The sequence below is a fragment of the Sphingomonas sp. HT-1 genome (assembly GCF_048568905.1).
Taxonomy (GTDB): Bacteria; Pseudomonadota; Alphaproteobacteria; order Sphingomonadales; family Sphingomonadaceae; genus Sphingomonas.
Map to the genome: position 1 here is coordinate 1,832,467 of NZ_CP183770.1, position 25,536 is coordinate 1,858,002.

Here is a 25,536-nt window from a genome sequence, read left to right on the forward strand (position 1 = left end):
GCGGCGTCGTATCAGGACGGGCGCTGCCCGCCGCCAGCCCAATCCCCCAGCACGCTCGCCCGGGTAAGGCTGCGCGCCTCGTCGACGGTCAGCATGCGCCGCGTGGGTCCAGCGGGCCCCGCGCCCGGCCCGCGACTTGCAAATTCGAACAGGCGCGCCTCCTGAGGCGTCAGCATCGTTCGGCTGCCATCGGGCGCCTTATAGCCCATCGATGTCCATCCCGCGTGCTGGATGTGGGCGTCCATCCAGCAGCGCAAGAATACGGCATGCCCGGTCAATGCCATGTTGCCGCCGGCCCGCCAGGGGCGGCCGAGCCAGGCAGATCTCTCCGGAACGCCCGGCTCATGCTCCAGCCGGCAATCGGCGAAGACGAGGCCGTGCGTTTGGTCTGCAGGCGTGCTGGGAGCGGCGATGAAACCGGATTCAACCGCCCCCGGAACATGGCGGGTGACGATCGAACACCGCTCGATCCAGGCCGCTCCGCCGCCAAATATGAAATCCACGCCGCCGGCGACGCGGCAATGTGCCAGATGCGCGCGCGACTGGATGTACAGCGTATCCTGATAGCCTTCGATCCGGCAGTTCCGGACCTGAGTGCGATCGGCAGTGGCATCGATGCGCAGGGCGACCGCCTGAGCGCCGTTGCCCGCAGCATCGCGCCGGGTACCGATATAATCGAAATCGTTGCGGATGGTCAGGTCGCGCAAGGTGACACCGGGCGCGGCGATCGCCAGCGTCGCCGATCCCGAGGTTCCCCAGGGTCGACCCTCCGGCCCGCTGCCGCCGGCATGGGCATCGAATGCGATCACCGTCTCCGGCCCCGCCCCCGCAAGGGTAAGGTTGGGAACGGTGATCGTCTGCTTTTCGCGCCACAGGCCCGCGCGCAGCAGAATCGACACGGGACGCCCACCGGCCGCCTCGGCACGGCGCAGTGCCTCCCCCAGGGTACCAACCGTGCCGGCTCCCCCGCGCCGATCGACGATGATGTCCCAACGGCGCGGCGTTGCCACGGCCAGCGCAGGGCCGGCCAGCGCCCCGACCGCCAATCCTCCGAGGAAGCCGCGCCGATCCATCAATAGGCGCGCGCGACCAGGATGCGCTCGACCGCGGGCTTGCCGAAGTCGCTCACGTCGCGGCGGACGTTGCTGTCCAGCCGGTCGTCCGCATCGAGATTTAGGCCCTGCTGGATGCTCTCGAGGATCGCGGCAGCCTCTGCCACGAAGTCCTCGCGCGGCATGATCTGCGGATCGAGCTTGCCGTCCGCGCGGTGGAGCTTGTCGCGCTGGATCACCGAAACGTTGCCGTCGGCAAAGCTCGGCGCATGGCCCCACTCCTGCATACCATGCGCCAGAGCGATAAAGGCACGCGCGTCTTCCAGCGTTCCGAGCATTGTCTGTACCAAGTGCATTGATCGCCCCCTCCAACCAGCTCGTCAGGGTCGACGGCGCAGTTCCCCAAGGCTGGCTCTCCGATCTATTGCAGCATCTTTCAAGTCGTACGCTTGGAGCCGATCCGTGCCTGTCCTTCCAAGCGCCGCACGCCCCACCGCCCGAACGCTACCGACGGCTTTTCGACGTAACGCTGCGCCAAGATCGAAACCAGGACGACCACCGCAAAATATGCCGGCACCAGAACCAGCAGCGCCATGATCCACGATGAGAAGAACGGCCAGAGGCCGATGACGATCGCGAGGACAATCGTGTGCAGAAGATAGACCGAATAGCTGACCTTGCCGAGCAACTGCGCCGGCCCCGAGACGAACAACTTGGCGTACACACAGGCGAGAAAGAGCGCCACGCCGCCGAGATAGCCGGTGTTGGCAGCCACCACGCCGATCAGTTCGGTCTTGGTGTGATGATAGGCCAGGGTGTTCGCCGCCGCCGCACCGAACACCAGCAGGAAGAGCGCCGCAGGAAAGAATCTGGTTGCAACGGGACCGTACCCGGTGACGCGCATGCGGGTCAGAGCGCCGAAATGCATCGCTGCCAAGTAGGTCGGGATACCGATCGGCAGGCTGCTCATGGGATGATACCAGCGATAGACGCCGCCGCCGAGCGCAATCGCCAGAAGCACGACCATGGCCGCGAAATGCACGGGGAAACTATGAATACGCTTCACCAGAAACAATGCGTAGCAGCTGACGTAGAACAGCAGCTCAATAAGTAAGGTCCAGTCGACCGTAAGAATATACGGCACGCCAACCATGCGATGCAGCAAGGTAAGGTTCACGAGGAACTGTGACGGGGTAGTGCTGCGCACGCCCAGTTCGGCGAAGACCAGCGTCGCTAGGCAGACCGCCAGCCAGAAAGCAGGATAAATTCGGAAAAACCGGTTGATGGGGAAAGAAAGAGCCGGGTTCTTGCCGCCAAAGCTATACGGGATCACGAACCCACTGATGCAGAAGAACGCAACGACCCCGACACGACCTGGGCTGAATAGATCTAAAAACCACAGATTGGCTGCAGCCCTCACGGCCGCAGGCACGGGCAGCTTGGTTAGACTTTCGCCGAAATGGGTGAGCACGACAAGCAACGCTGCAACGCCTCTCAGCCCGTCAATCTCCGTAAACCTTTTGCCCTCGATCACAAACTTCCCCCTCTCCCCGGGACTTACTGCGCTCCCTAGCATTTCTGGTAAGAATGCCGCCAGCGCATAATGTGGGGCGGCAGGATCACAAAGGAGCGGTCCTAGCGCGCCTATTTACATGGAGCTGCCGAAATCCGCTCCTTCAATGGATTGCGCCGGCTTGAAGACGACCGTACCATCCCAGGCGCTTGCTGTTGCCAGCAGACACTTGGCGTCCCCGAGACTTGCCCTTGGGACGCACCGCCACCCGAGCGAACAGACCTCGTAGAGCTGCAAGGATCGTGATGCTGGGAACGAGAAGGGACTTGCTGCGGGCAACCGCCGGATTCGCGCTTTCCACGTGCGTTTCCTGTACGAGCGAATCAAAGAGTGCCGCGGGCCAGACCGCCAATCCCGGACCCTTTCGCCTGCAACTTCGCCTGCCCGTGGAGAAGGGACTGATCGCACGCTGGTCGGCCAACCAATCCATCGTCGTTGCTAGAGAGGGACGTGTTCGTTCGATCAGCGACGTATCCGAAAAGGGCTTTGTTGCAAGCGACGAGGGGTCCGGACTTGGCCCGCACTTGGTCCGGTATCCGAATGGCATGCAGGCGCTGCGCTTCAACCAGGACGCTTTCCTGTCGGCGAATACACCGCCGCTCGACCCCATTGCCTCCACGGTCATCGTTGTACTTCGCGATCACAATACCAGAGCCACGCACAAGACGATCGTCTCTTCGGGCAAACGTTCTGTCGCCGGTGGCGCGAAGCTGGCGTTCCTGTCCAACGCCGTTGCCGGGGAGGCGCCGTTCGTCGGCCGCGCCGGCACTTGCACCGATCCGATGCTCTGCCCGCACCTGCTTCTGGGGTGCCAATTGCAGGTGGCGGGTTGGCGTAACGGGCCGCTCGGCAATCCCCGCGCCGGACGCGACAGCACGACCGGGCAGCGCTGCGGCGTGAACCGGAAGGCAGCCACCGTTCCCAACCGGCGCGGTGCGTTGGTCGCCGGGCTCGAGATCGGGCGAGATTCTGCGGTCGCCACGCCGCCGAGCATACCGACCATACCCCAGATCAGTTCCGGCAGTTGGTATAGCGGGGACATCCTGGATGTGATCGTCTATGACCGCGCGTTGAAGGACGTGGAGTTCGATGCGGTCATGGCCGCGGTGGCCGATGCCTATCGCATCCCGGAGATCACCGATCAATTCGTGCTGGAGGGCGACAGCCGGATCTGCGGCGTTCCGCCCACCAGCACCTGTGACAATCCCGGCATGATGCTGACAGAGCCTGGCGCGCCCCATGCACTGCCAGCCTCGGTCCGCATGATCAACTATGCTGCGGGAGGTTCCTCTACGGTGACGCTGCGGGCGCGGTTGAGTCTGCCGCCGGTGACAGCTGGCCTCTGCCAGCGCATTCCTGGCGGAATTAACAGGCTGGCGTTCATGTGCGGGCATAACGACCTGAGCCGACCTGACATCCGGCCGCTCACCGACCGGTCCTCAGCCATCTATCGCGATCTGGTGCGCGTGATTTCGGATGATCGTCAGCCGAGCTACACAAGTCTCGGCTGGGAGGTCACGCTGCTCGTGGAGATGCACGACAACATCGAACCGTTCATAAACGGCGGCAATGGCTATACGAGCTACCGCGCGCTGCAGCGCAGCTTGGCCGGCAACGATCTGGCAAAGGATACGCAGACTGCGCGTGGCCAGAAATATGAGTCGATGCTGCGCGTGCTGGATATCGCCCGTATCCGGCGTACGGGTAGAACGGTCTTCGATACCCGGGCCGACACCGCCAATCCGCTATTTTATCGACCGGATCGCCTTCACGAGACGCCCGACGGCATGAAATTGCTGGTCACGGGCGGCGACACGCCGCAGTTCGGATTGCGATCCGTCTGGCGCGAATTGAGTTGATTTGGCGCCCTCGGCCGCGCCAACCCATCAATAGGCGCGCGCGACCAGGATGCGCTCGACCGCGGGCTTGCCGGTGAACAGGCAGGTGCCTTCGGCCGGCGCCGCACCGCCGGGCACGTTGCGGAAGGTGAGCTTGAGCGCCTTCAGCCGCTCGACCACCACCTCCAGCTCGGCGCCGGTGGGCTTGGCCCAGTTCACCTCGGCCCAGCCGGGGAACTTGACCGAGTCCGCGAACATCTCGGCGAGCGTGTCGAAGTCGGTCACGTCGCGGCGGATATTGCTCTCCAGCCGGTCGCGCGCGTCGAGATACAGGTCCTGCTGGATGCTCTCTAGGATCGCCGCCGCTTCCAGCACGAAGTCGCCGCGCGGCATGATCTGCGAATCGAGCTTGCCGTCCTCGCGATAGAGCTTGTTACGCTGGATCACCGAAACGTTGCCGCCGGCGACGTCGCGCCCGCCGACCTCGATCACGATCGGCGCGCCCTTCTTCACCCAGCCCCAGCGCTTGGTCTGCGCCTTCACTGCCTTGAGGTCGAGCAGCGCGCGCACCGGCTCGCCGAGCGCGCTCAGCTTGGCGAGTTCGGCCTGGAGCGACTTGCAATAGTCGATCGTCGCGGCGTCCTCGGGCTGGTCGCGCAGCATCGGCACGATCACGATCTGCCACGGCGCCACCATCGGCGGCACGCGCAGGCCGTCGTCGTCGCCGTGCACCATGATCAGCCCGCCGATCATGCGGGTGGAGACGCCCCAGCTGGTCGTCTGCGCCAGCTCGAACTGGCCTTCCGAATTCTGGAACTTGATGTCCTGGGCCGAGGAGAAGGTGGTGCCGAGGAAGTGCGAGGTGCCGGCCTGCAGCGCCTTGCCGTCCTGCATCATCGCCTCGATCGAGAAGGTCGAGACCGCGCCCGGGAATCGCTCATTCTCCGGCTTCTCGCCCGCGACCACCGGCATCGCCAGGCAATCCTCGGCGAAGCTGCGATAGACCTCGAGCATCTTGAGCGTCTCTTCCTGCGCCTCTTCGACGGTGGCGTGGGCGGTATGCCCTTCCTGCCACAGGAATTCGGCGGTGCGCAGGAACATGCGGGTACGCATCTCCCAGCGGACGACATTGGCCCATTGGTTGATCAGCACCGGCAGGTCGCGCCAGCTCTGCACCCAGCGCGACATCGCCGCGCCGATCACCGTCTCCGAGGTGGGGCGGACGACGAGCGGCTCTTCCAGCTTCGCCTCGGGATCGGGCACCAGCCGGCCGTCCTTCTGGACGAGACGGTGATGGGTGACGACCGCCATTTCCTTGGCGAAGCCGTCGACATGCTCGGCTTCCTTCTCGAAATAGGAAAGCGGGATGAACAGCGGGAAATAGCAGTTCTCGTGCCCCGTCGCCTTGATGCGATCGTCGAGCAGGCGCTGGATGCGTTCCCAGATGCCATAGCCCCAGGGCCGGATGACCATGCAGCCGCGCACGCCCGAATCCTCGGCCATGTCGGCTTCGCTGATAACGGTCTGGTACCATTGCGCGAAATCGCCGTCGCGCGTGACGGAAAGGGCGTGCTTGATCATGGGTGCAGCGATTAGCGCCTGGACGGGCGGACGCAAGGGCCGGCGCGCGGCTGGTTCACACCGAAACGGCACCCACGGGCGAATTCTCATCCACCGGATTGCCGAAGCTGTCGAACGGGATCAGCGGCTTGCGCCCGATCGACAGCTGCCCGCGAAACGGACGATAGCGGTTATTGGCGTCGAAGACTGGGCGACCGTCAAGCACGCGGCCCTCCCGCCCGCGAGATACGCCGCGAAGGAAATGATTGCGCTCGATGCGCAAGCCCCAGCTTGGGAATTCGGGCGTGTCGGCATCCATTTTGCTGATCAGGTTGAACAGCTGCACATGGTTTCGGTGGCCGTGGCCGGGAAACTTGCTTCGGAAGCTCAGGCAGTTTGGCTGGCCGATAAACGTATTCTGAGTCAGCAGGAAATTGCGGTGTCCATCTTGGAATTGGCCCATTTCCCAGCCCTTCCCCGTCTTGCGCAATACCGAGAGCGCCATGACGAAGCCGTTGATCGATTTGGAGCGCTCTACCAGGGTGTCACGCTGATCTGCGCTAAAGGGCTCCAGCAGGGTGCCCGTGCCGGTGGCGCCATCGAACGCCGCGACGATCCGATACTCGCCGGCTTGAGGGCCTTCCTGCAGGCGCAGCACGTCGTCGTCGAGAACGAGGTTGGGTTTGCCGGTACCGCTGATGATTTGAAATTGCGCGCCGCTGGTGCTGATTCGAGTCTTGGGCTCTACCCGCACCGGCGCCTGGGTCAGGAACAATTGCGATGTCGGCGAACTCGCCCGGTAGCGAAAGATCGTGATGTTCCGTAAGCCGCGCTGATCGGGGCGCTGCACGCCCTGCTGCTGGCAGAAGTCCGCATGCCAGATCGCATAGCAGCGGATGCGATCCCCAGCTGCCACGCGGGAGGCGCTATCTCCTCGGATAACGATTCGGCGCTCGCCTGGATTGATAGAAAGGATCTGCTCCTCCTGACCCGCCAACACGCCCGAAAGAAAGCGGAGCCTGAGGTCCGGTGCCTTTTCTTGCCGGGGAAGGTCCTGCGGATCGACCAGCGTCAGGATGGTGGTCGCTTGCGGCCCTGACTGCACCGACGCGACTTCCAGATGCGAATTCAGATGCAGCCGCGTGATACCTTCTGCCGGCATGATGACGTCGTACCCGTCAACCACGACATTGTCGTAGCCGGGCCCTCCCGCAAAAGAGTCCGTCGTCTGGTATGCCGTCACATTGCGGTAGAGGCGCGCACCCTGGGTGGTGAAATTCACGAACAGGCATTCCGCCAGGTAGAAACCGCCGAAGCTATAGGGCAATCCTGCGGCTAGCGTGTCCCGCTGCGCAGGCGTGCCCTTCGAAAGATTGAAGCCAAGCGCAAGGCCATTCTCGTCACGATCGCCTTCCGGTCCGCGCGGATCGACCAGCCGGCAGCCCAGAAAGGCGATCGCACGATCGGCTGGACCCCACAGCAGCATGATCTTGCCCAGATCGACGGTAAGGCCATGAAAGTGAACTGCCCGAGCCTGAATCACCCACCTCGGTTCCGGCAGCCGACGTGCGGTGCGGGTGATGATGACCTGATCGGCGCGCAGCCCTTCCGCAGCGAAGACTTCAATCGCGCGCCGATTGTTCAGCGGCGGGAGGCGCGATATGTTGACGTCCTCGACGTAGCGGCCCGGCTTTTGCAAGATCAGCTTGCCGCCGTCGCCGACACCTTTGCTGCCCAACGCGTGGTACAGGGTACGCCACGGCGCGGAGCGACTTCCATCGCCCTCGTCGCTACCGCGTTGCGGATCCACGAAGCAGACACGGCGCTTGGCATCGAGCTTGCGATCCACGTTGATGACCAGCGGTATTTCGATCCGCCGCTCGAGCCCATGTTCCCCGCGTAGAAAGCAATAGAGGATGGCGTCTCCGGCGGTCACGTCTCCCTCTCCCGCGCCGATCTCTACCGAAAAGCCGATCGAGCCCTGGGGGATCATCGTGCCGTCGTGGGAGCGTACCGGCGTGGTATTTACGCTCCATTCGGTAACGGTGATGCTGTTTCCCTCAAGGTAGAAGACAGCTTCCTTGAAGTAGTTGATCGCGGCCGCCCCAACCGGTTGCGGCGGCAATCCAAGTGCGGTGATGCGGATGCCCTCGCCGTGAATCCATTGGCCCGGAACGGCCGAAAAGCCGCCGGTGAACCGTTCATCCGGCACCAATGTTCCGAACGGACGGTCACTCTCAGCGGGTGGACGGCCGCCACTCCCTGCCACACCAGTCCATCCCGGCCCCGGCTGCAGAACGCCGGGGGCGGCCTTGCGCCTATCGCCCGTCGCCATACTGCTGGGCGCGGAACAGGCCAGCGTTGCGGTCGATAGCGCTAGCGCGCCCCCGACGAAGGATCTGCGCGTGCCATCCACCATGTTCTGCAAGCCTTATTTTTAGGATCCGCGATCCACGCGTCTATTCACCTGCGCGGGACAGCGGCTGCGTGCCGGACTCAATTTTCGAGCGATACAACAGGGCAAAGCCAAGCCCCAGAAGCATGTACACGACGTGTTCGTTTTCGATTTGTGACAGCACCGACTTCGTGAACATCAGCACCACCAAACTGACCGCAAGAGCGAGGTGGATCGGATAGCGCGGGACGGCGGTACGCAGGCCAACGGTCGCAAGTTGCAATGCCATCAGCACGATCGCGCCGTAGTAAGCGACAAAGCCCAGGACGCCGTAGTCGGCAGCCATTGAGAGAAACCCGCTGTCGATCGACAGCGTTCCATCGGCAGCGCGCCAGCCGACGGCGCCGGCCCCTTCACCCGGGCCATAGCCAAATAGCGGCCGCTTGGCGACGGCAGGAATACCAAGCTGCCACTGCTCTCTTCTGCCATCATTGCTGACCTGGGTCGCACCACCCCCTAGGACGCGATTGTGGACGGCTGGAACAAAGAAAATCATCGCAGCAAGCACTAACGCAAAAGCGGGATACAACATCGTTGTGGTGATGCCAATCAACCCCCCACGGTCGCTGCGCCAGCGCTTGACGCCCCATAGTAGCAGATAGATTGCATGAGCAACGATGACCCCTACCATGCTGAGCCTTGCGCCGCTCATATACGCGGACACAAGCAACATTATATCAAACAAAGCAAACGCAATCAAACTCTTCAAAGATCGAGCATTAGCAAGGCAATGTAGTACAAATGGGGCGATGAGAGCAATAAACTCCCCCCAAGCCAATGGCGTCGCAAACACCGTCACAACGCGATAATGATCGCGATACTGTGGCACAAATATCTTGGCGACACGATCGTCATTTATTTTTAGAAAGCTCGGAATATTGTTGACCCAGATGATATGCTCCGATCGGAATTCAAGAAATCCGATCATCATCAGAATCAACAAGCAGCTCAACATCATTTTCAGCCAAGCGTCAGAGCTGAAGCGCCGCGTTCCGGCGACCCACAGGGTCAAAAAGAAAAAGGGCGTAATGGTCAACGTTGCACTTATGAGCCGTCCAATCGTCGATCCCGGCGCCGTGGACACGAAAGTAGACACCGCTTGAAGAACAAGAAATCCGAGAGCAAATCTCGCCAGAAGTGGCGAAGACTTCATTATATCTTTGATCTCCAGTCGAAACTTTGCGGACATCGAATAGCAAAGCAGAAACACTAGAGATGTTACTACGCCGAGCAGGCGACGGACAGAAATCCATGGGAGGCCGCCCGCGGCGACCGATAAGTAATTCGGCCACAATATCGTTAAGAGAACAAAGGCAATATAGCAGCCAATTAGAATTTGGATCGGCGGCCTCTTCGCTTCTGGCAAGGCCCAGATCACGATCAGTGCCAGGACTGCCATTGGCGCGGCCGCAGGTATCAGTAACCGAGCAGGGAGGATGGCTACCAAGAGGCCGTAGAACATTGCAATGATTATGACGGTGAGCAGCAGCGCGCTGCGACGCCCGAGGACTGCGAGCCCGGACCGCTCAGGAGCGTAGAGCGGCAGCACCGGGCGCGCGGGCCGGAACACGGTAGCGCGCATGCGCCGAAGAGCCCAGCCGACGCGACTTGCTCCCGCCCGACCCTTTGCTGTTACTGCCATAATCGCCCCTTAGATGATCGGTATCCCGATGAGCCGCACCGCGACCATCGAGGCAAATCGCAAGAAGATGAAGGGCACGACGCTCGCGATCGCCGCCCCAAGTGCACCATAGGGCGGAATCAGCAGGAGCGCGAGTATTGCAGCGAGTGCGACAGCAGCGAAGGTCAATGCCGCGACCAGCCGCTCTCGATTGGCCATCAGCAACACGCCGCCACTTGATGCGAATATCAAGCTAAACACCTGCCCCAAGACCATCACCTGCATCGCAACGGCGCCCGCACCAAACTGCTTGCCGAACAAGTTCATGATCCACTGCGGCGCGATTAGCACGGCCGCAACGATCGGCATCGAGGCGAGTAGAAGCGCCAGAAGCGTAAGACGCAGAACACGTGCGATACGCCGCACATCGCCCTGCTGGTAGCTTGCCGCAAAAACCGGCTGCAAGATCGTTTCTGACGTGCTGGAAAGCAGCTTGAGTGACGAAGCAATCTGGTAGCCGACACGAAACAGGCCCGCTTCGGCCGGGCCATGCGTGGCGGCCAGCACCACGGTAGCAAACCAGTCGATGAAGAAGTTGTTGGCGTTCGACACCAAAATCATCACGCCGGGCCGGACCATCGATCCCTCGAGCGGCTCGCGAGACTTCCAGGCGCGCGTCGCCCGTCGCAACAACACGCTGGCGACCACCATGGTCGCGATCCATCCAATCAGATAGAGCACCGATGGCAGCAGCGGATTGTGCGCCACACCTAGCAGGATGGCGCCTGTGAGCAACGCGCCGCCGATAAGCGTGCCCAGCGGGCCATCTACCATCTGCGATTCACCAATGCGACCGGTCCCTCGGAGCGCGGTCGAAGCAAGACGGCAATAGGCACCTACCGGGATAAGCATCGCCATGACCATGAGGTCCGGTGCCATGGCGGCGCTGCTGAACACGTTGGTAGCGATTTGCCGATGGAAGAGCAGCACGCAAACCATCATCGCCAAACCCGACGCCATCGCCACTCGGATCGCATGCTGCAGTGCAGCGCGAGCAGTGCCTGTACGATCCTGGGCGACACATACCGCAACCGTTCGGACGAGGATGGTATCCAGCCCGACCAACGCAATGATTACCGCCATCTGCGCTGAGGTGAGAGCCGTGCCGAAGGCACCCACTCCGGCAGGGCCGAATGCGCGCGCAACGAGCCAGGTGAACAGGAAGCTTGTAACCGCTCCAAAGCCTTTGACGCCGAATCCGACGATCATCTGGCCCCGCAGCCCTCGCAGGTGCAACTTACTAGCTTTCACGACGGATGCTTGCCCCCTGGGAGAACTGCCCGTGCCTTATGGCAGCCTCTTCCAGTGGGCAAGCCCGCCCGCGTCGATCAGACGTGGTGCAATTCCATGCGGTAGGAGTTGCCAGTGATCATCGTGCTGCGCTGCCACAACGCGCTACCGCCGAGATCCCCCGTCAAGCTAATATCGTCAGTGACGGAGACCTTTGATGCGAGCGCCAGCTGCGCGGTCGCGCCGCCGGTGAGCGTCGATGCCAAGGTTGACGTCCCCACCGCGGTCACGGCCTTGGTTGTGCTGGTACCGCCGGACATCAGCAACAGCGCCGCGCTCGACGCCGCGCCCTTGGTAAGGCTGTACTTCACTGCCTCAGAAGTCGGCAAGGTTGCGTTCGCCCCCCCTCCGAGGACGAGGATCTCCGAAGCACTCAGAGCGCCTTCGCGTATCTGAATGCCGCCGATCCCGCCGCTGAAGGCACTGCTGAACGGACTGCCGACATACAGTCCCCAAAACTCGGATGCGCGGGTGCTGCCCGTCATTGCGAGGCTACCCCGCGCCACGCCATCAACATAGAGGATAGCGTTGCCCTTGGCGCTGTCATAGGTGAGGGCAATCTTGTGAGTAGCCGTGTCCGTGATGTTCGCGCCGGTGGTAACGAGCGAGAAGTTCTTGCCAGCCGCGTTGGTCATGGTGAAGGCGAGTTCGCCGTTGGCGCGGAGGGATATACCCCAACTCTGGTTGATCCCCATGATCTGACCTACCGGTGCCGTTACCGAGTCTCGCTTCATATCGAAGCTGATGGTAAAGGCCGGAAGGCTGTAAAGCTGACGTGAATACTCGCGGAGCAGTTCAAAGCCAGTCCCAGTCTTTACTTGGAAGAAGCCGCCGTTGATCGCTGCCAGATTGACGGCACTCTTGGTTTCATCCGAGCTCCAGCGCGACTGGTCGACGATGCCGCTGCCGGTAAACTGCATGTTTAGCAACAGGTTCGGACTTGTGGGCTTTGCCAGCGTCACCAGTTCCTTGGCCACCAGCGATGCTGCAGCGCTCCCGACCGGCGGCTGGAAACCGACGCCGCTGACAATGAGGTTGCTTAGAGCCGCGGTAGACACGGCGTTGAGATCGTAGAGCTTCCGCAGCGTTACTGCGTCACTGGTGAGAACCGCATTGTTCGACTGGCGAATGTTGGTCGAGGTTGCGTCGAGGATGATTGCGTCTGTTACGTTGTTCGTGATCGTAGCATCCGCCGTCTTGTCCAAACGGATCCAAAGAGACGTTCCGTCCATCTTAGAGACGATGGTATTGGAGTCGATGTTCACGTTACGGCCGTTCACGACATTGATGCCGTGATACATTCCGTTGGTGTACACCAGATTATTTTTTATATTGATATTGGTGTAGGGAAGATTGCCGTTCTCATCATTCATGAAGATGCCCTGGCTCGAGCCTCCATTGCCTTGCATGATGACGTTGTTGGTGATGGTGATGTTGGAGCTGCCTTTCGCGCGTCCGCTCGTCAAGAACTGGATATTGTCGGGGTGTTCGCCGTTCACCGGATAAAGATCGGTGAAGAGATTGTTGTCGATCAACAGGTTGCTCATCTCCGAGAAGTTCGTGTGATCCCGGCGATTGTGATGGAAGTCGTTGTTCTGAATGGTCATCGCATCGGTGTTGCGTCCATCCAAACCTACCGCAAAATGATCGATCGAGGAGTTCTTGATCGAGACAACGCTGCTGTCGCGTACGACCAGGCCGATGCCTCTCGACAATGCTGGATCGCCTGTTCCGCCGCTGATGGCGACGCCGTCCAGCGTAACGTTCTTGGAGTTGACCACGCGATTAGCAAGCATCCAGTCTTGTTCGGGCTGGAAGTTCTGCTTGATGTCCAAATCCTTGACGACGATGTTGCTGCTCGATGTGATCGACATCGATTGAACGAGCGCCTTGTTGTTCACGTCCAGCGACTGGATGGTCACGGCAGACGTGAAGTTCCGCAAGTTGATACCGAGCGTCGTGTACGATCCCGCCGCTAGCTTGATCACTTCACCGCCCCTCGCTGCCTTCAAGGCAGCATCAAGCTCGCTCTGATTTTTGACGATGACGTCCGGCATGGTAAGCATCCTTTACTGGTCGACCCGATCGACGCGTGATTCCGTCGAGGCAACGCTATCGCCCGGCCGTGAAATGGCATTAAAGGAACACAGTTAAGCGCCTGTTTTTCAAGTTGTTCGGATATACCACATCCGCACCACTCCGTAGGCGGCGTGGAACCCGCATCGAAGGGTCGACGCCGCAGTGCGGCAAAGCTATGACCATCGTTATGACATCGCCTTCCTGCCCCGAGGTCAGCGTGCTGGTAGTAGCTTACCACTCGGCACCATTTATCGCTCAATGCATCCGCGGCATTGCCGAAGGGGCGCAGACAACCCCGTATGAGGTGTTGTTGATCGACAATGGAGGCGGCGACACCGAATCGGTGGTAGCCTCCCAGTTCCCCGAGGTGCGGATCATTCCGAGCGAGGGAAATATAGGGTTCGGCGCGGGCAACAATCGACTGGCGTCTCACGCCCGGGCTCAACGCCTACTGCTGGTCAATCCGGATGCTATCCCACAACCCGGTGCGATCGACCGCCTCGTCGCCTTCTCGAAGGAGCACCCGGACGCTGCCGCCTGGGGCGGCCGCTCCTATTCACCGGATGGCACGCTCGACCACGCAAACTTCCTGGCCTTGCCAACCGTCCGGGACTTCGTGGTGTCGATCGTCGACAGCAGCCCGATGCGCCGAGGGGGCTTGCCAGCGGACACATCCTCACCTGGCCCAGTCGACGTGCTCAACGGCGGTTTCATGATGGTTCGCGCCGACGTGTGGCACGAACTCGCCGGATTTGATGAAGGCTTCTTCCTCTATTCCGAAGAAATCGACTTGTTCCAGCGGATCCGGGCGCGAGGCCATGCGGTGCTGGTCGACCCGTCGGTTGCCGTGGTTCACGATACCGGGGGCGGACAGTCGCTGTCGCCAAGCCGGTTGATGTACCTCATAACCGGGCGCATGCATTATGCGCGCAAGCATTTCAGCCCATTAGGGGCGCTGATCACCGGGTGGGCACTTTGGCTGACCGCGGCAAAATACGTCGTAATCGGGTCAGCGCTGGGCCGGATATTCCCGGCTCGCGCTGTTCATTACCGCTCGCTCAGCAATGGCTGGGGACCCATATTCCGGCAGCGGGCCCGGTGGTGGCGCGGTTATCTGGACCGCCCCCGCGGCTGAGGGCCGCAGACCCGCGGGTCTGCGCACCCCGTTCGCCTTACTGTGCTGAATTGCCGACCGGCGCCGCAGCCTCTCCGGACGTCGGAGCGGGCGCCGCCTTGGGCTGCACCGGCGCGGCGTAGCCAGGCTGATACTTCACGGTCTCCCGCGCCTTTTTGATGCGATCATTAAGCTGCGCGTCGGCCGCCTTGGAGAATCGTTCTCCTCGCAGTGCATTCAGCGCAACCTCGCGTGCCTGAGGACCTGCAAGCGGCTGCACCGTCGATCCCGTGATGACATTGGCGGTAAGCCCCTGTTGGGTGGGCAGGATAAACATCTCCGCCGCAGGCAGCCCGGCGATCTTTGCACCAATCTCCGGCGGCAATTCCGCCGAATCGATTTGCGTGTTCGAGCGACGAAACTGGATGCCGTCCGCACCGAGCTTGGCGGCAAGCTGATCGAGCGTCTTGAGCGGCGCGAACTCGCGCAGCTTCTCGTTGGATGTCGGCGGCGCAAACAGGATCTGTTCGACGGTGTAGACCTTGCGCTGCGCAAACCGGTCTGGATGTGCGGCCTGGTACTGCGCGATATCCGCCTCGGTCGGCTGGGTCACGCCGGCAGCAATCTTATCGCGCAGCATAGTGGCCAGGATGAGTTCGTTCGCCCGACGCTGCTGGATCAGAAAGGAAGGCGTCTTGTCCAGTTTCTCACCCCGAGCGATCTTGGCGAGGATCTTGCGCTCGATCACGCGCTGCAGCGCGAGTTGCTCAAGGGCCTTGCGATCGGCGCCCGGAGGGATCGGCGACGCCTGAAGCTCAGCGTTCAGTTCGAAGATCGTCACTTCTTCGCCATCGACGGTGGCGACCACCTGACCCTTTTCAAGCTGCTCTTCGCTCTTGCCACCGCAACCGGAAATCGCCAGCGCGGCCGCTGCCGCTGCCGTCACCAGAAACAACTTCTTCATGAAAACCTCCCGGCCGCGCACGGAATTGCACACGGCACAAACTTCTACTTGAACCTATTCGGGCAGCCGGGCATCCGCAATAGCATTGGCACGGCGAACGCCTCCCTCTGGGAGACGTGCGGCACGGGGGACAGCATGGCGGAACAGAGCGACGCGGATCAAAACGGCGGCAGGCGGCTGAAGATGTGCCTCGCCGCGTCGGGAGGCGGGCATCTGCGACAGATCCTGGACCTCGAATCGGTCTGGAAGGAGCACGACTATTTCTTCGTGACCGAAGATACGGCGCTGGGCCGCAGCCTGGCGGAAAAGCATCCGGTCGAATTGGTCGATCACTATGCGCTCGGCCAGGCGAAGCTTGGCCACCCGCTGCACATGCTATCGGGTGCATGGCGCAATCTCCGGCAGAGCCGGGCGATCATCCGGCGCCACAAGCCCGACGTGGTCATTTCCACCGGCGCCGGCGCCGTGTTTTTTACGTCAGTGCTGGCGAAGCTGCACGGCGCCAAGTTCGTGCACATCGAAAGCTTCGCTCGCTTCGATCACCCGTCGACTTTCGGCAAGATGGTGAAGCGGTTCGCGACGGTCACGATCGTCCAGTCGGCAGCGCTCAAGCAGCACTGGCCGGACGCGGAACTGTTCGACCCGTTCCGCCTGCTCGACACGCCGCGTCCGCCCAAGCAGCCGCTCACCTTCGCGACGGTCGGCGCGACGCTGCCTTTCCCCCGGCTGGTCCAGGCGGTGCTCGATCTGAAGCGCGCCGGAGGTCTGCCCGGGCGCCTGATCCTGCAATATGGCGATCAGCAGCTGCAGGACCCAGGGCTGCCGGACGTCGAAATTCGGTCGACCATTCCGTTCGATGATCTGCAGTTGCTACTGCGCGATGCGGACACGGTAATCTGCCATGGCGGCACAGGCTCGCTGGTGACGGCGCTGCGGGCCGGCTGCCGTGTCATTGCATTCCCCCGCCGCCATGACCTTTTGGAACATTATGACGACCATCAGGAAGAGATCTCGCAGACCTTCGCGGATCGCGGCTTGCTACAGGTGGTGCGGGACGAGCGCGAGCTCGGTGCTGCCGTCGAGGCGGCGAAGGCGACGGAACCGCGCCTTGCTACCACCGACCATACCGCGCTGGCCGGCCGATTGCGCGAAATGCTCGCCAAATGGGGAGCGAAGCGATGACCGCACCGCGCATCTCCGTTGTTATCCCGCACTATAACGATCCGGCAGGGCTAAACGCCTGCATTGATTCGATCGAGCGGCAGACGATCGCGCGCGATCAATTCGAGATCATCGTCGGTGACAACAATTCGCCATGCGGATTGGCGGCGGTGGAGGCCGCAGTGGCAGGACGGGCGAAGATCGTCACCGTGGCCGAAAAGGGCGCAGGCCCTGCCCGTAACGGCGCCGCGAAGCACGCAGTCGGCGAGGTATTGGCGTTCATCGACAGCGATTGCATCGCCGAACCGGACTGGCTCGCTGCGGGGGTTCGCGATGTCGCCCCCGGCCGGTTCCTGGGCGGGCGGATGTTCGTGCTTCGACCGGAAGGGCGACTGAATGGTAGCGCCGCGCTCGAACTGGCGCTGGCGTTCAACAACGAAGCCTATGTCCGCAAGTCCCGGTTCACCGTGACCGCAAACCTGTTCGTGATGCGCACCGACTTCGAGCGGGTCGGCGGCTTTCGAGTCGGGGTATCCGAAGATGTCGAATGGTGCCACCGCGCCTTGGCGATGGGCCTTACGATCGGTTATGCCGCCGACGCTGTCGTAGGCCATCCACCGCGCCCGGATTGGGCCGCGCTGTTGGTCAAGACGCGACGGATCCAGCGCGAACTGTTCCTGTTCCACATCGAACGGCGCCATGGGCGGCTGCGCTGGATCGCGCGGTCGGTTCTTCAGCCCGCGCTAATCCCGGCCGATACCGCGAAGATCCTGCGCACTCCCGGGCTGGAGGGTGCAAGGGTGCAAGCCATCGCTACGCTTGCCCGCCTCCGCTTCTGGCGAGGCATGGCAGGCGTGCTGCAGTCGCTGGGCTTCAGGGTGTAGGATCTCTCCAGCCGCGTCAGCGGCTGGAAAGATCGGCTTCGAGTGTCGGGCTGTCGAGCCTGGTCCGGCCCAGCATCAACCACAGATACACCGGCAGGTTGTCGTCGCTGAAGCGGAAGCGCCGCTCCTCGTCAACGTTTTCGGTTTCGAGCTGGAGCTTGCCGGCCAACTCCGCGAGTTCGCGCTCGACCTGCTGTGCGGTGACGGACGTGTTCGGCAGCAGTTGCACGACGCTGCGCCCGCTGAACCACCCATCGCTGGACCGCGACGCTTCGGAAAGCGCCGCCACCACCGGGTCGTAGCGACCGCTCACCAGCTTGCGGAGTTCGGCGACGGCGCGAGGCGCCATTCGACCTTCCACTTCGGCGATCGCCAGATCCACTGCGCTGCGCAAATGCCCCATGTCGACAGTAAGGCGGCCATGGTCGAGTGCTTCCTGCGCGGCGTGGTGGCAGAGCAAGCGCGCCAGGTACGGCGAGCCCAGGGAGAGAAGGTGCACGACGCGCGTCAGATTAGGATCAAAACGCACGCCGGACGCAGCCTCGCCCAGTGCCACCATTTCCTGAACCTCCTCCTCCTCCAGCCTCGGCATCGGCAGGCCGATAACGTTGCGGCGGATCGAGGGCACATAGCCGATCAGTTCCTGCAGGTTGGAAGCGACGCCAGCGATCACGAGGTGCACCCGGGCGGCGCGATCGGACAGGTTCTTGATGAGCTCGGCGACCTGCTGACGGAAATCGGGACTGGTTACTCGGTCATATTCGTCGAGTACGATCAGCACACGCGTGCCGACAATCTCCGAGCAAAGCGCGGCCAGCTCGCTCGCATCGAACGGCCCGGCTGGCAAGCGATCGGCCAGTTTGCGGCCACTTTCAGCCTCATCCGTATTCGGCGCCACGCCGCGATGGAACAACAGCGGCACATCGCTGAGTGCGCTGCGGAACAGATCCGAAAAATCGGCATGGGCACCGCATGTCGCATAGCTGACGATGTAGCTGGATTCCCGCGCAACATCGGCCAGCACATGCAGCAGCGATGTCTTGCCGATCCCGCGTTCACCATACAGGACGACATGGCTCCGCTGGCTTTCGATCGCAGAAATCAGCCGACTGAGCACGCCCAAACGTCCTGCGAAACTCGAACGATCGGTGACTGGCTGCGTCGGCGTGAAGTAGGTTGCCAGCGCGAAACGCGCCCGACTGATCTCACGCCGCTCCGCCCCGACGCCGCCCAGCGGGCGGTCCAATGCGGAAGCGCGGAAGTTTGGGAAGTCGGCTCGCACGCGGGCGCCCCGCACATCGCGGCTCGCCACATAACCGGAAGCCGGGAACTGGCCCTCTTCATCGCGTTGCTCGCGGCGAGAGAACGGCCACAGAAATTTAAGCGCGGAACCTACAGCCACTCAACAACCCCTTCGAAACTTGAAGTCACCCGCGTCGGCAAGCAGCCGATCGCACCAGCCAAGCCCAGTCCTATTCCGCCATTGCCGCGATCAGCGCCGCTTGAAGAACTCATACGGTTTTATCACCAGTGCGACATAGGCGAAAATTAGGACAATGGTGATGATAGCGAACGCGTGGTGCTCTTCATTTCCTAGATAGTTCGCAATTGCACAACCTACCGCAGGCGGCAAATAGCTCAGCATCGAATCGCGCACCGTCGAATCGGCTTGCGACCGTTGGAGAAAAATGACGATTAGACCGGCGAAAATCGCGATGGTCACCCAGTCATAGGGCGTCTGCATGCATATCCTTTCCGTGCTGCAATGGACTCCGTCCTGGATCACGGCGCCTTTCCGGGTGCACTAGCAGCGGGCTGCGCATATCGCTAGATAGCTGAAAACCCGATAAGGCGTGGTTAAGAAGCGCCGGGTTTGTGCAGGTATCGCACACAAGATGCGCCAAGCCGGTCATATGTGACCCGCGGCGGAACAAGTGACGAGATTTTCGGCCATCCATGGTCGGAGATCCGGTTGCGCGCGCGAAGGCCGGTTGATAATGAGCTAACCACCCTGGGGGACCATGTGTGCCGTTAAGTAATCACCAGAAGTTCGGGGCTGCTCAGATCGGCAGCTCTTTCACGGGAATTTGCCTGACGGCCATGTTTTTCGCGTCTGCAACATGTACGACGCCCGCATGGAGCCAGTCGCGCTCGGCCGCAGCGACGAATCAAGGGCGGCAGATCAAAGTCACGGCCACGACACGGCTGCAATATGACGATAACGTCGTTCTGAATAATCCCAACTTGGTCGCAGGTCAGCCGAAGGGCGATTTCAGCGCCGCGCCTGCGCTGGACGTCAATCTGTATCTCCCGCGGGCCACCGGCGACTTTTATCTTCGCGGCAATGTGGGGTACAACTTCTATCGGCGCTACACCCGGCTCAACCGCGAATCGATCGATCTGATCGGCGGCGCGGATCAGCGACTCGCCTCCTGTATCGGACATGCGGAAGTTGCCTATAACCGTCGCCTAACAGATTTGAGCAACCTGCTAGCGCAGGACGCAGCGGCAAGCGTGAACAACACCGAAGAACGACGGACCTATACCGCCGATATCGGTTGCGGCGGTCAGATCGGCATTCGGCCGTCAATTGGTTTCACACGCAGTGAGGTGCGAAACAGCACCGCACTTCGGAAGTTCGCAGATTCGAACGCCAACACGATCACGGCTCAATTGGGACTCGCCTCTCCCGCGATCGGCACCGTTTCGATATTCGGTCGCTATTCCGATGCGAGCTACATCAATCGCGAGACGCCCACCGGGGTGGGCCAGGATGGCCTTGAATCATATGCTGGTGGCGTTCAGCTGGAACGCAACGTCGGTACGCGGCTAAACTTCCGGGGATCGGTGAACTACACGAAGGTCAATCCTAAACTGGCAGGCACTCCCGGCTTCTCAGGCATGGGTTTCGACCTTTCTACGACGTACAACGGTGACCTGTTCAACCTGGTTGTCGGGGCAAGCCGAAACGCGGTGCCTTCGCAGCTTCTTTTCGTCAGCTACAACCTCGAAACGACCGTGCGCGCGACGCTGTCGCGCCAGCTGTCGGAGCGCACACAGCTGCAGGTCGGCGCCAGCTATCTGCGTCGCGAGTTTGCGTCTTCGCCGCTCTTCCCGAGCGCACCGGCGAACGGAAAGGACGAAAATGCTACGCTCAACGCCGGCATCCGTTTCGAAGCAAGCCGACGACTACGGTTTTCGCTCGATGGAACCTATATGAAGCGAACGTCGAACATTCAGCTATTCGGGTTTGATGCAAAGCGCATCAGTCTGACCACTTCCCTATCGCTGTGACAAGGGCATTTTACATGCACGACAAACGCCGTTTGATGATCGCCACCGCCTTGGCTGCGATGACCGGCATTACCACCCAGGCGGCAGCGCAGATCCCCAATCGCACGCCACCAGCGCCCGTGCGCCCGTCTGTGCCCGCTCCCGCCGCGTCCCCCTCGCAGGAAGTGCAGCCTGCTCAGGCTTTGCCGGCATCCACACCCGGCGGCGTCAGTGCTCCGGCCGGGTATACGATCGGCGTGGACGACGTGATCGAGGCGGACGTGCTTGGACAGGCGGATTTCAAGACGCGGGCTCGCGTACGGGCAGACGGTACCGTGCCCCTGCCCTATCTGGGCGCCGTACCGGTGCAGGGCGAAACTGCGGTTTCGCTCGCTGAAAAGCTTGCGAAGTTGCTGCGAGCCGGCGGTTACTACGCCAAGCCTATCGTGAATGTGGAAATCATAACGTTCGTCAGCAACTATGTGACTGTGCTGGGCGAGGTGAATTCCGCTGGGCTTCAGCCCATTGACCGCGCCTATCGCGTCTCGGAGATTATCGCCCGGGCGGGCGGTTTACGCGCAACCGGGGCAGAGTCGGTTGTCCTCACCCGCGCCGATGGTAGCAGCACCAAACTCGACTACACGAAACTAGCGCAAGGGGGCCCAAACGAAGACCCCGAGGTCAAGGCCGGAGACAAGATCTTCGTGCCCGAGGCCGAGAAGTTCTACATTTATGGCCAAGTTAACGCTCCGGGCGTATACGCGATTCGCGATGAAATGACGTTACGTCGAGCGCTTGCCCAGGGCGGCGGACTGACTCCAGCAGGCTCCAGCAAACGCGTCAAGATCAGCCGCAACGGCCAGGAGATCAAGTTGAAGATGGACGATCCGATCAAGCCGGGCGATGTCGTCGTCGTCGGCGAACGACTGTTCTGATCTTGGCGCCGTTGTCAGCTTACGAGGAAATTCGGTGAACATAGTCCAATTCTTTCGGATTCTCTGGGCGCGACGCTGGATTATCCTGCCGGCGTTCCTCGTCTCCGTGGTCACCGCGACGCTGGTCGTCCAGTTCCTTCCGTCGCGCTATCGCGCGACCACCCGGATCGTGCTGGATACATTCAAGCCCGATCCGGTGACCGGTCAAGTGATGAGCTCGCAGTTTATGCGGGCCTATGTTCAGACGCAGGTGGAGCTGATCGAGGATTATGCGACGGCCGGTCGCGTCGTCGACGAGCTGGGTTGGGCGAACGATCCCGCCAATATCGCTGCGTTCAACGATTCGTCATCCGCAGCCACCGGCGATATTCGTCGCTGGCTCGCAAAGCAGATTATCGGCGGCACCAACGCCAACGTGATCGAAGGCAGCAACATCCTCGAGATATCCTATTCGGATAGCTCGCCGGAGCGCGCCGAGCAGATTGCGAACATGATCCGCCAAGCATTCCTGACTCAGGCGCTGGCGGCTAAGAGGCAAGCTGCGGCGAAATCAGCCGAGTGGTATGCCCAGCAAGCGGCTGCGGCACGCAATGCGCTGATCGCTGCGGCGGATGCACGCACCGCTTTTGCCAAGAAGTCGGGCATTGTACTGACCGGCACGGGCAACGATCTCGACACCCAGAAGCTTGAACAGCTGCAGGGCCAGAGCGCTGCAGCCAGCGCGGCAGTCGCTCCAATGGCTGCTGCCGGCATCGGCCCAGCGCAGATGCAGCTCGCCCAGATCGACCAGCAGCTTCAGCAGGCCGCAACCAGCCTTGGACCGAACCACCCAGCCTTTCAGGCGCTACAGCGCCAGCGTGAGGTGTATGTCCGTGCTGCTGCGCAGGAGCGCGCCCAAGCAAACGCAGCGAACACCAGCAATCGCGGCGCGGTCGAAAGCGCCGCCAATGCACAGCGCGCACGCGTTCTGGGCAATCGGGAAGACGTTGACCGCCTAATGGAGCTTCAGCGTGACGTCACGCTGAAGCAGGATCAGTACATGAAGGCGGCACAGCGGGTGGCCGATCTCCGTCTTGAAGCGAGCAGCAACGAGACGGGTATGACGACGCTGAGCGAAGCCTCGGCACCGGAATACCCCTATTACCCGAAGGTGCCGCTGATCATCGGTGGTGCGGCGGGCTTCGGGCTCGGCTTTGGCCTGCTCATTGCGCTCCTTGTGGAGCTTCTTGCCCGGCGGGTGCGTAGCGCCGACGATTTGGAGGTCGCTGCCGATGCGCCGGTATTCGGAGTTGTGCAGAGCCGCGCGAATCTCGCCGGTCGTTTGCACCGGAGCCGAGAAGCGGCGGAAGAATCGCACGAGTTTGAGGGAGTTGCAGTACAGTAATGGACGCGATCACTACGCCCGAACCGCAGCAGGATCGCCCGAGCGGTGCACTGGTGATGCCGGATACGACCGGCATCCCCGAGTACCAGCTTGTCCTCGCGGACCCCACCGGCATCGAAGCGGAAGCCATCCGTGCGCTGCGTACCCGCATTGTCAGCCAGCATTTGCGCGAGGGTCGCAGGGCGCTTGCGATCTGCGCAGCCTCGGCCGGCACCGGGTGCTCCTTCGTCGCGGTTAATCTCGCCACGGCGCTGGCCCAGATCGGCATCAAGACGGCGCTTGTCGACGCCAATCTGCGCGAACCGGCCATCGCCGAAGCGTTCGGCCTCAGCGCGGACAAACCGGGCCTGGCGGATTATCTTACGTCCGGGGACGTTTCCTTGGACGCGATCCTTCATCGCACCCGCATGGAAAATCTTGCCGTGGTTCCGGCTGGCCGTGTCGATCACAGCCCGCAAGAGCTTTTGTCGTCCGAACAGTTCCGCGAACTGGCAACGCAGCTGCTGCGGGAATTCGACATTACGATCTTCGACACCACGGCATCGAACACTTGCGCCGACGGGCAGCGCGTTGCCAACGTCGCCGGCTATGCGCTGATCGTTGCACGCAAGGATACGAGCTATATGCGCGACGTGACGACGCTCACCCGCACGCTGCGTTCGGATCGCACCAACGTTGTCGGTTGCGTGCTGAACGGATATTGATTTGGACACGATGACCGCCACCGCGCGCACGCGGGAGCAGCACAAGCCGGGCAACGGCTTCTGGCTCGCAATTGCCGGGCTGCTCGCGTTGGGAATTCCCACGTTTATAACGCTCGGCCGGCAGGTCTGGAGTTCCGATGGCGGCGTGCACGGGCCGATCGTGCTCGCCACCGGCATCTGGATGCTGGCGCGTCAGCGTGACACGTTGGTGCGGCTGCGCCGGCCCGGCAATCTGTTGATCGGCACCCTGCTGCTGCTTCTTTCTCTTGCAGTCTATACAGCAGGCCGCGTCTTCGATTTTGTCAGCATCGAAGCGACCGGCCTGGTCGCTACGGTGATCACGACCGGCTATCTTTACTTCGGTGGCGCTGCGCTGCGCGCTGTATGGTTTCCGGTTCTGTGGCTGGCCTTCCTGATCCCCCCGCCGGGCTGGATGGTCGACCGAGTCACGGCGCCGCTGAAGGAATTCGTCTCCTATGCGTCGACCGGCTTCTTATCCTGGCTCGACTATCCGATCTTGCGTCAGGGCGTGACGCTGTTCATCGGCCCGTACCAGCTGCTGGTGGAAGATGCCTGTTCGGGGCTCCGTTCGCTGTCCAGCCTGGTCGTCGTGACGCTTCTGTACATCTACATCAAGAACAAGCCGTCCTGGGGCTATGCGCTGTTCATTGCCATGCTGGTGATTCCGGTGGCCGTGGCCACCAACATCCTGCGCATCGTGATGCTGGTGCTGATCACCTATCATCTGGGCGACGCGGCGGCGCAGAGCTTCCTGCACGTCACCACCGGGATGGTAATGTTCGTGGTCGCGCTGCTTTGCATTTTCGCGATCGACTGGGCCGTCGAGCGCCTTTTCCTAATCAGCCGGAGGCGGCATGTTCAACCGGCGTGACCTTATGATCGGCGCGGGCTGCTTCGCGGCCGCCGGCGCCTCGCTCGCCCTGAAGCCGCGCAAGCGGATGGACCTGCTGGGCAATGCAAAGCTCGATTCGCTGCTGCCGCATGCGTTCGGCCCCTGGCGCGCGGAAGATACCGGTGCGCTGATCGCGCCGCCGCGCGAAGGCAGCTTGGAAGACAAGCTCTATAACCAGACCGTCAGCCGCGTGTTCTCGCGCGAAGACGGCGCGGTGGTGATGATGCTGATCGCCTATGGCAACGCCCAGACCGATCTGCTGCAGCTGCACCGGCCCGAAGTCTGCTATCCCTTTTTCGGCTTCACCGTCGAACGCAGCGAAGCGCAGACCATTCCCGTCGCCAACGGCATTGCGGTGCCGGGCCGAGCGCTTACCGCGTCCAGCTTCAACCGCACCGAGCAGATCCTCTACTGGACGCGTGTCGGCGATTATCTTCCGCAGGACGGCAATCAGCAGCTGATGGCGCGGCTGAAGAGCCAGATGGCCGGGTGGATCGTCGATGGCGTGTTGGTCCGCATTTCCAGCATCACCGCGGACGTTGCAGAGGGTACCGCGATCAACCTCGATTTCGCCCGCCAGCTGATCGCCACCCTGCCGGGCGCGGCGCTGCCGCCGCTGCTCGGAACCAGCTTCGCCAAGGCGTTCGAAGCGCAGCACCCGCCCCGTAGCTGAACG

At 61.9% G+C, this 25,536-nt stretch carries 21 protein-coding genes; 10 read left to right on the forward strand and 11 right to left on the reverse strand.

What is annotated here, in order from left to right; genetic code table 11:
• Positions 1–11 precede the first annotated feature (11 nt).
• The 3 genes from ACNFJ7_RS08335 to ACNFJ7_RS08345 form a co-directional block, all read right to left on the reverse strand.
• A complete protein-coding gene (locus ACNFJ7_RS08335) occupies positions 12–1,010 on the reverse strand; it encodes a pectinesterase family protein (RefSeq protein WP_160327970.1) in 999 nt (332 codons plus the stop codon).
• Positions 1,011–1,072: 62 nt separating this feature from the next.
• On the reverse strand, positions 1,073–1,408 hold the full coding sequence (locus tag ACNFJ7_RS08340) for a hypothetical protein (protein ID WP_236704551.1): 336 nt from the start codon (positions 1,406–1,408) through the stop codon (positions 1,073–1,075).
• 80 nt (positions 1,409–1,488) lie between these two features.
• Entirely contained in the window at positions 1,489–2,523 is a 1,035-nt protein-coding gene (locus ACNFJ7_RS08345; protein WP_419724241.1) for an acyltransferase family protein, read from the reverse strand.
• Between the two features lie 368 nt (positions 2,524–2,891).
• On the opposite strand from ACNFJ7_RS08345, the gene ACNFJ7_RS08350 reads away from it, so the two are divergent.
• A complete protein-coding gene (locus ACNFJ7_RS08350) occupies positions 2,892–4,484 on the forward strand; it encodes a hypothetical protein (RefSeq protein WP_236704552.1) in 1,593 nt (530 codons plus the stop codon).
• 27 nt (positions 4,485–4,511) lie between these two features.
• Here ACNFJ7_RS08350 and ACNFJ7_RS08355 read toward each other — a convergent pair whose 3' ends face one another.
• The 5 genes from ACNFJ7_RS08355 to ACNFJ7_RS08375 all read right to left on the reverse strand — a co-directional run bounded on the left by ACNFJ7_RS08355 (position 4,512) and on the right by ACNFJ7_RS08375 (position 13,506).
• Positions 4,512–6,044, reverse strand: a complete 1,533-nt coding sequence (locus tag ACNFJ7_RS08355; protein WP_019371147.1) for an aminoacyl--tRNA ligase-related protein — start codon at positions 6,042–6,044, stop codon at positions 4,512–4,514.
• A 55-nt stretch (positions 6,045–6,099) separates the two neighbouring features.
• Positions 6,100–8,235 (reverse strand): hypothetical protein, encoded by a 2,136-nt coding sequence (locus ACNFJ7_RS08360; RefSeq protein ID WP_152997950.1) that lies wholly within the window; start codon positions 8,233–8,235, stop codon positions 6,100–6,102.
• A gap of 247 nt (positions 8,236–8,482) precedes the next feature.
• A complete protein-coding gene (locus ACNFJ7_RS08365; protein WP_019371145.1) occupies positions 8,483–10,060 on the reverse strand; it encodes an O-antigen ligase family protein in 1,578 nt (525 codons plus the stop codon).
• Positions 10,061–10,129: 69 nt separating this feature from the next.
• Positions 10,130–11,368, reverse strand: a complete 1,239-nt coding sequence (locus ACNFJ7_RS08370; RefSeq protein ID WP_019371144.1) for a lipopolysaccharide biosynthesis protein — start codon at positions 11,366–11,368, stop codon at positions 10,130–10,132.
• A gap of 119 nt (positions 11,369–11,487) precedes the next feature.
• Positions 11,488–13,506 carry a LamG-like jellyroll fold domain-containing protein gene (locus ACNFJ7_RS08375; protein ID WP_160327972.1) on the reverse strand — a complete coding sequence of 673 codons (2,019 nt, stop codon included), beginning with the start codon at positions 13,504–13,506 and terminating at the stop codon, positions 11,488–11,490.
• A 197-nt stretch (positions 13,507–13,703) separates the two neighbouring features.
• Here ACNFJ7_RS08375 and ACNFJ7_RS08380 point away from each other — a divergent pair, with 197 nt between their 5' ends.
• Positions 13,704–14,663 carry a glycosyltransferase family 2 protein gene (locus ACNFJ7_RS08380; protein WP_019371142.1) on the forward strand — a complete coding sequence of 320 codons (960 nt, stop codon included), beginning with the start codon at positions 13,704–13,706 and terminating at the stop codon, positions 14,661–14,663.
• Positions 14,664–14,700: 37 nt separating this feature from the next.
• On the opposite strand, the gene ACNFJ7_RS08385 is transcribed toward ACNFJ7_RS08380, so the two are convergent.
• The gene (locus tag ACNFJ7_RS08385) at positions 14,701–15,639 is read right to left on the reverse strand and encodes an EpsD family peptidyl-prolyl cis-trans isomerase (RefSeq protein ID WP_419724208.1); all 939 of its coding nucleotides are present in this window, start codon (positions 15,637–15,639) and stop codon (positions 14,701–14,703) included.
• Positions 15,640–15,741: 102 nt separating this feature from the next.
• Between ACNFJ7_RS08385 and welK the strand changes: the two genes are divergently transcribed.
• Positions 15,742–16,788, forward strand: a complete 1,047-nt coding sequence (gene welK / locus ACNFJ7_RS08390) for a beta-1,4-glucuronosyltransferase WelK (RefSeq protein WP_037514235.1) — start codon at positions 15,742–15,744, stop codon at positions 16,786–16,788.
• Complete coding sequence (locus ACNFJ7_RS08395; RefSeq protein ID WP_037514233.1) at positions 16,785–17,651, forward strand: glycosyltransferase family 2 protein; 867 nt, start codon at positions 16,785–16,787, stop codon at positions 17,649–17,651. The genes welK and ACNFJ7_RS08395 overlap by 4 nt, the downstream gene beginning before the upstream one ends.
• 16 nt (positions 17,652–17,667) lie before the next feature.
• On the opposite strand, the gene ACNFJ7_RS08400 is transcribed toward ACNFJ7_RS08395, so the two are convergent.
• Both ACNFJ7_RS08400 and ACNFJ7_RS08405 read right to left on the reverse strand, forming a co-directional pair.
• On the reverse strand, positions 17,668–19,053 hold the full coding sequence (locus ACNFJ7_RS08400) for an AAA family ATPase (protein WP_026009407.1): 1,386 nt from the start codon (positions 19,051–19,053) through the stop codon (positions 17,668–17,670).
• 90 nt (positions 19,054–19,143) lie between these two features.
• Positions 19,144–19,395, reverse strand: coding sequence for an XrtV sorting system accessory protein (locus ACNFJ7_RS08405; RefSeq protein ID WP_019371137.1), 252 nt, complete (start codon positions 19,393–19,395; stop codon positions 19,144–19,146).
• A gap of 356 nt (positions 19,396–19,751) precedes the next feature.
• Between ACNFJ7_RS08405 and ACNFJ7_RS08410 the strand changes: the two genes are divergently transcribed.
• Genes ACNFJ7_RS08410 through epsI form a run of 6 tightly spaced genes read left to right on the forward strand, consistent with a single transcriptional unit; the run spans position 19,752 to position 25,533 of the window.
• The gene (locus tag ACNFJ7_RS08410; protein WP_019371136.1) at positions 19,752–20,945 is read left to right on the forward strand and encodes an outer membrane beta-barrel protein; all 1,194 of its coding nucleotides are present in this window, start codon (positions 19,752–19,754) and stop codon (positions 20,943–20,945) included.
• A gap of 14 nt (positions 20,946–20,959) precedes the next feature.
• Complete coding sequence (locus ACNFJ7_RS08415) at positions 20,960–21,859, forward strand: SLBB domain-containing protein (protein WP_019371135.1); 900 nt, start codon at positions 20,960–20,962, stop codon at positions 21,857–21,859.
• Between the two features lie 34 nt (positions 21,860–21,893).
• Positions 21,894–23,243: a Wzz/FepE/Etk N-terminal domain-containing protein gene (locus tag ACNFJ7_RS08420; RefSeq protein WP_019371134.1), complete on the forward strand. Its 1,350-nt coding sequence runs from the start codon at positions 21,894–21,896 to the stop codon at positions 23,241–23,243.
• Complete coding sequence (locus ACNFJ7_RS08425) at positions 23,243–23,947, forward strand: CpsD/CapB family tyrosine-protein kinase (protein WP_019371133.1); 705 nt, start codon at positions 23,243–23,245, stop codon at positions 23,945–23,947. The genes ACNFJ7_RS08420 and ACNFJ7_RS08425 overlap by 1 nt, the downstream gene beginning before the upstream one ends.
• A 10-nt stretch (positions 23,948–23,957) precedes the next feature.
• On the forward strand, positions 23,958–24,839 hold the full coding sequence (xrtV, locus tag ACNFJ7_RS08430) for an exosortase V (protein ID WP_019371132.1): 882 nt from the start codon (positions 23,958–23,960) through the stop codon (positions 24,837–24,839).
• On the forward strand, positions 24,823–25,533 hold the full coding sequence (gene epsI, locus ACNFJ7_RS08435; protein ID WP_019371131.1) for an exosortase-associated protein EpsI, V-type: 711 nt from the start codon (positions 24,823–24,825) through the stop codon (positions 25,531–25,533). Before xrtV ends, epsI begins: the two co-directional genes overlap by 17 nt.
• The last annotated feature ends 3 nt before the right edge of the window (positions 25,534–25,536 follow it).

Bases quoted from the DNA above. Each gene is read 5' to 3' on its own strand.
- ACNFJ7_RS08395 (WP_037514233.1), top strand. From the start codon at position 16,785: ATGACCGCACCGCGCATCTCCGTTGTTATCCCGCACTATAACGATCCG.
- ACNFJ7_RS08415 (WP_019371135.1), top strand. From the start codon at position 20,960: ATGCACGACAAACGCCGTTTGATGATCGCCACCGCCTTGGCTGCGATG.
- epsI (WP_019371131.1), top strand. From the start codon at position 24,823: ATGTTCAACCGGCGTGACCTTATGATCGGCGCGGGCTGCTTCGCGGCC.
- ACNFJ7_RS08405 (WP_019371137.1), bottom strand. From the start codon at position 19,395: ATGCAGACGCCCTATGACTGGGTGACCATCGCGATTTTCGCCGGTCTA.
- ACNFJ7_RS08375 (WP_160327972.1), bottom strand. From the start codon at position 13,506: ATGCCGGACGTCATCGTCAAAAATCAGAGCGAGCTTGATGCTGCCTTG.
- ACNFJ7_RS08355 (WP_019371147.1), bottom strand. From the start codon at position 6,044: ATGATCAAGCACGCCCTTTCCGTCACGCGCGACGGCGATTTCGCGCAA.
- ACNFJ7_RS08370 (WP_019371144.1), bottom strand. From the start codon at position 11,368: ATGATCGTCGGATTCGGCGTCAAAGGCTTTGGAGCGGTTACAAGCTTC.
- ACNFJ7_RS08340 (WP_236704551.1), bottom strand. From the start codon at position 1,408: ATGCACTTGGTACAGACAATGCTCGGAACGCTGGAAGACGCGCGTGCC.
- xrtV (WP_019371132.1), top strand. From the start codon at position 23,958: ATGACCGCCACCGCGCGCACGCGGGAGCAGCACAAGCCGGGCAACGGC.
- welK (WP_037514235.1), top strand. From the start codon at position 15,742: ATGGCGGAACAGAGCGACGCGGATCAAAACGGCGGCAGGCGGCTGAAG.
- ACNFJ7_RS08380 (WP_019371142.1), top strand. From the start codon at position 13,704: ATGACCATCGTTATGACATCGCCTTCCTGCCCCGAGGTCAGCGTGCTG.
- ACNFJ7_RS08410 (WP_019371136.1), top strand. From the start codon at position 19,752: ATGTTTTTCGCGTCTGCAACATGTACGACGCCCGCATGGAGCCAGTCG.
- ACNFJ7_RS08365 (WP_019371145.1), bottom strand. From the start codon at position 10,060: ATGCGCGCTACCGTGTTCCGGCCCGCGCGCCCGGTGCTGCCGCTCTAC.
- ACNFJ7_RS08425 (WP_019371133.1), top strand. From the start codon at position 23,243: ATGGACGCGATCACTACGCCCGAACCGCAGCAGGATCGCCCGAGCGGT.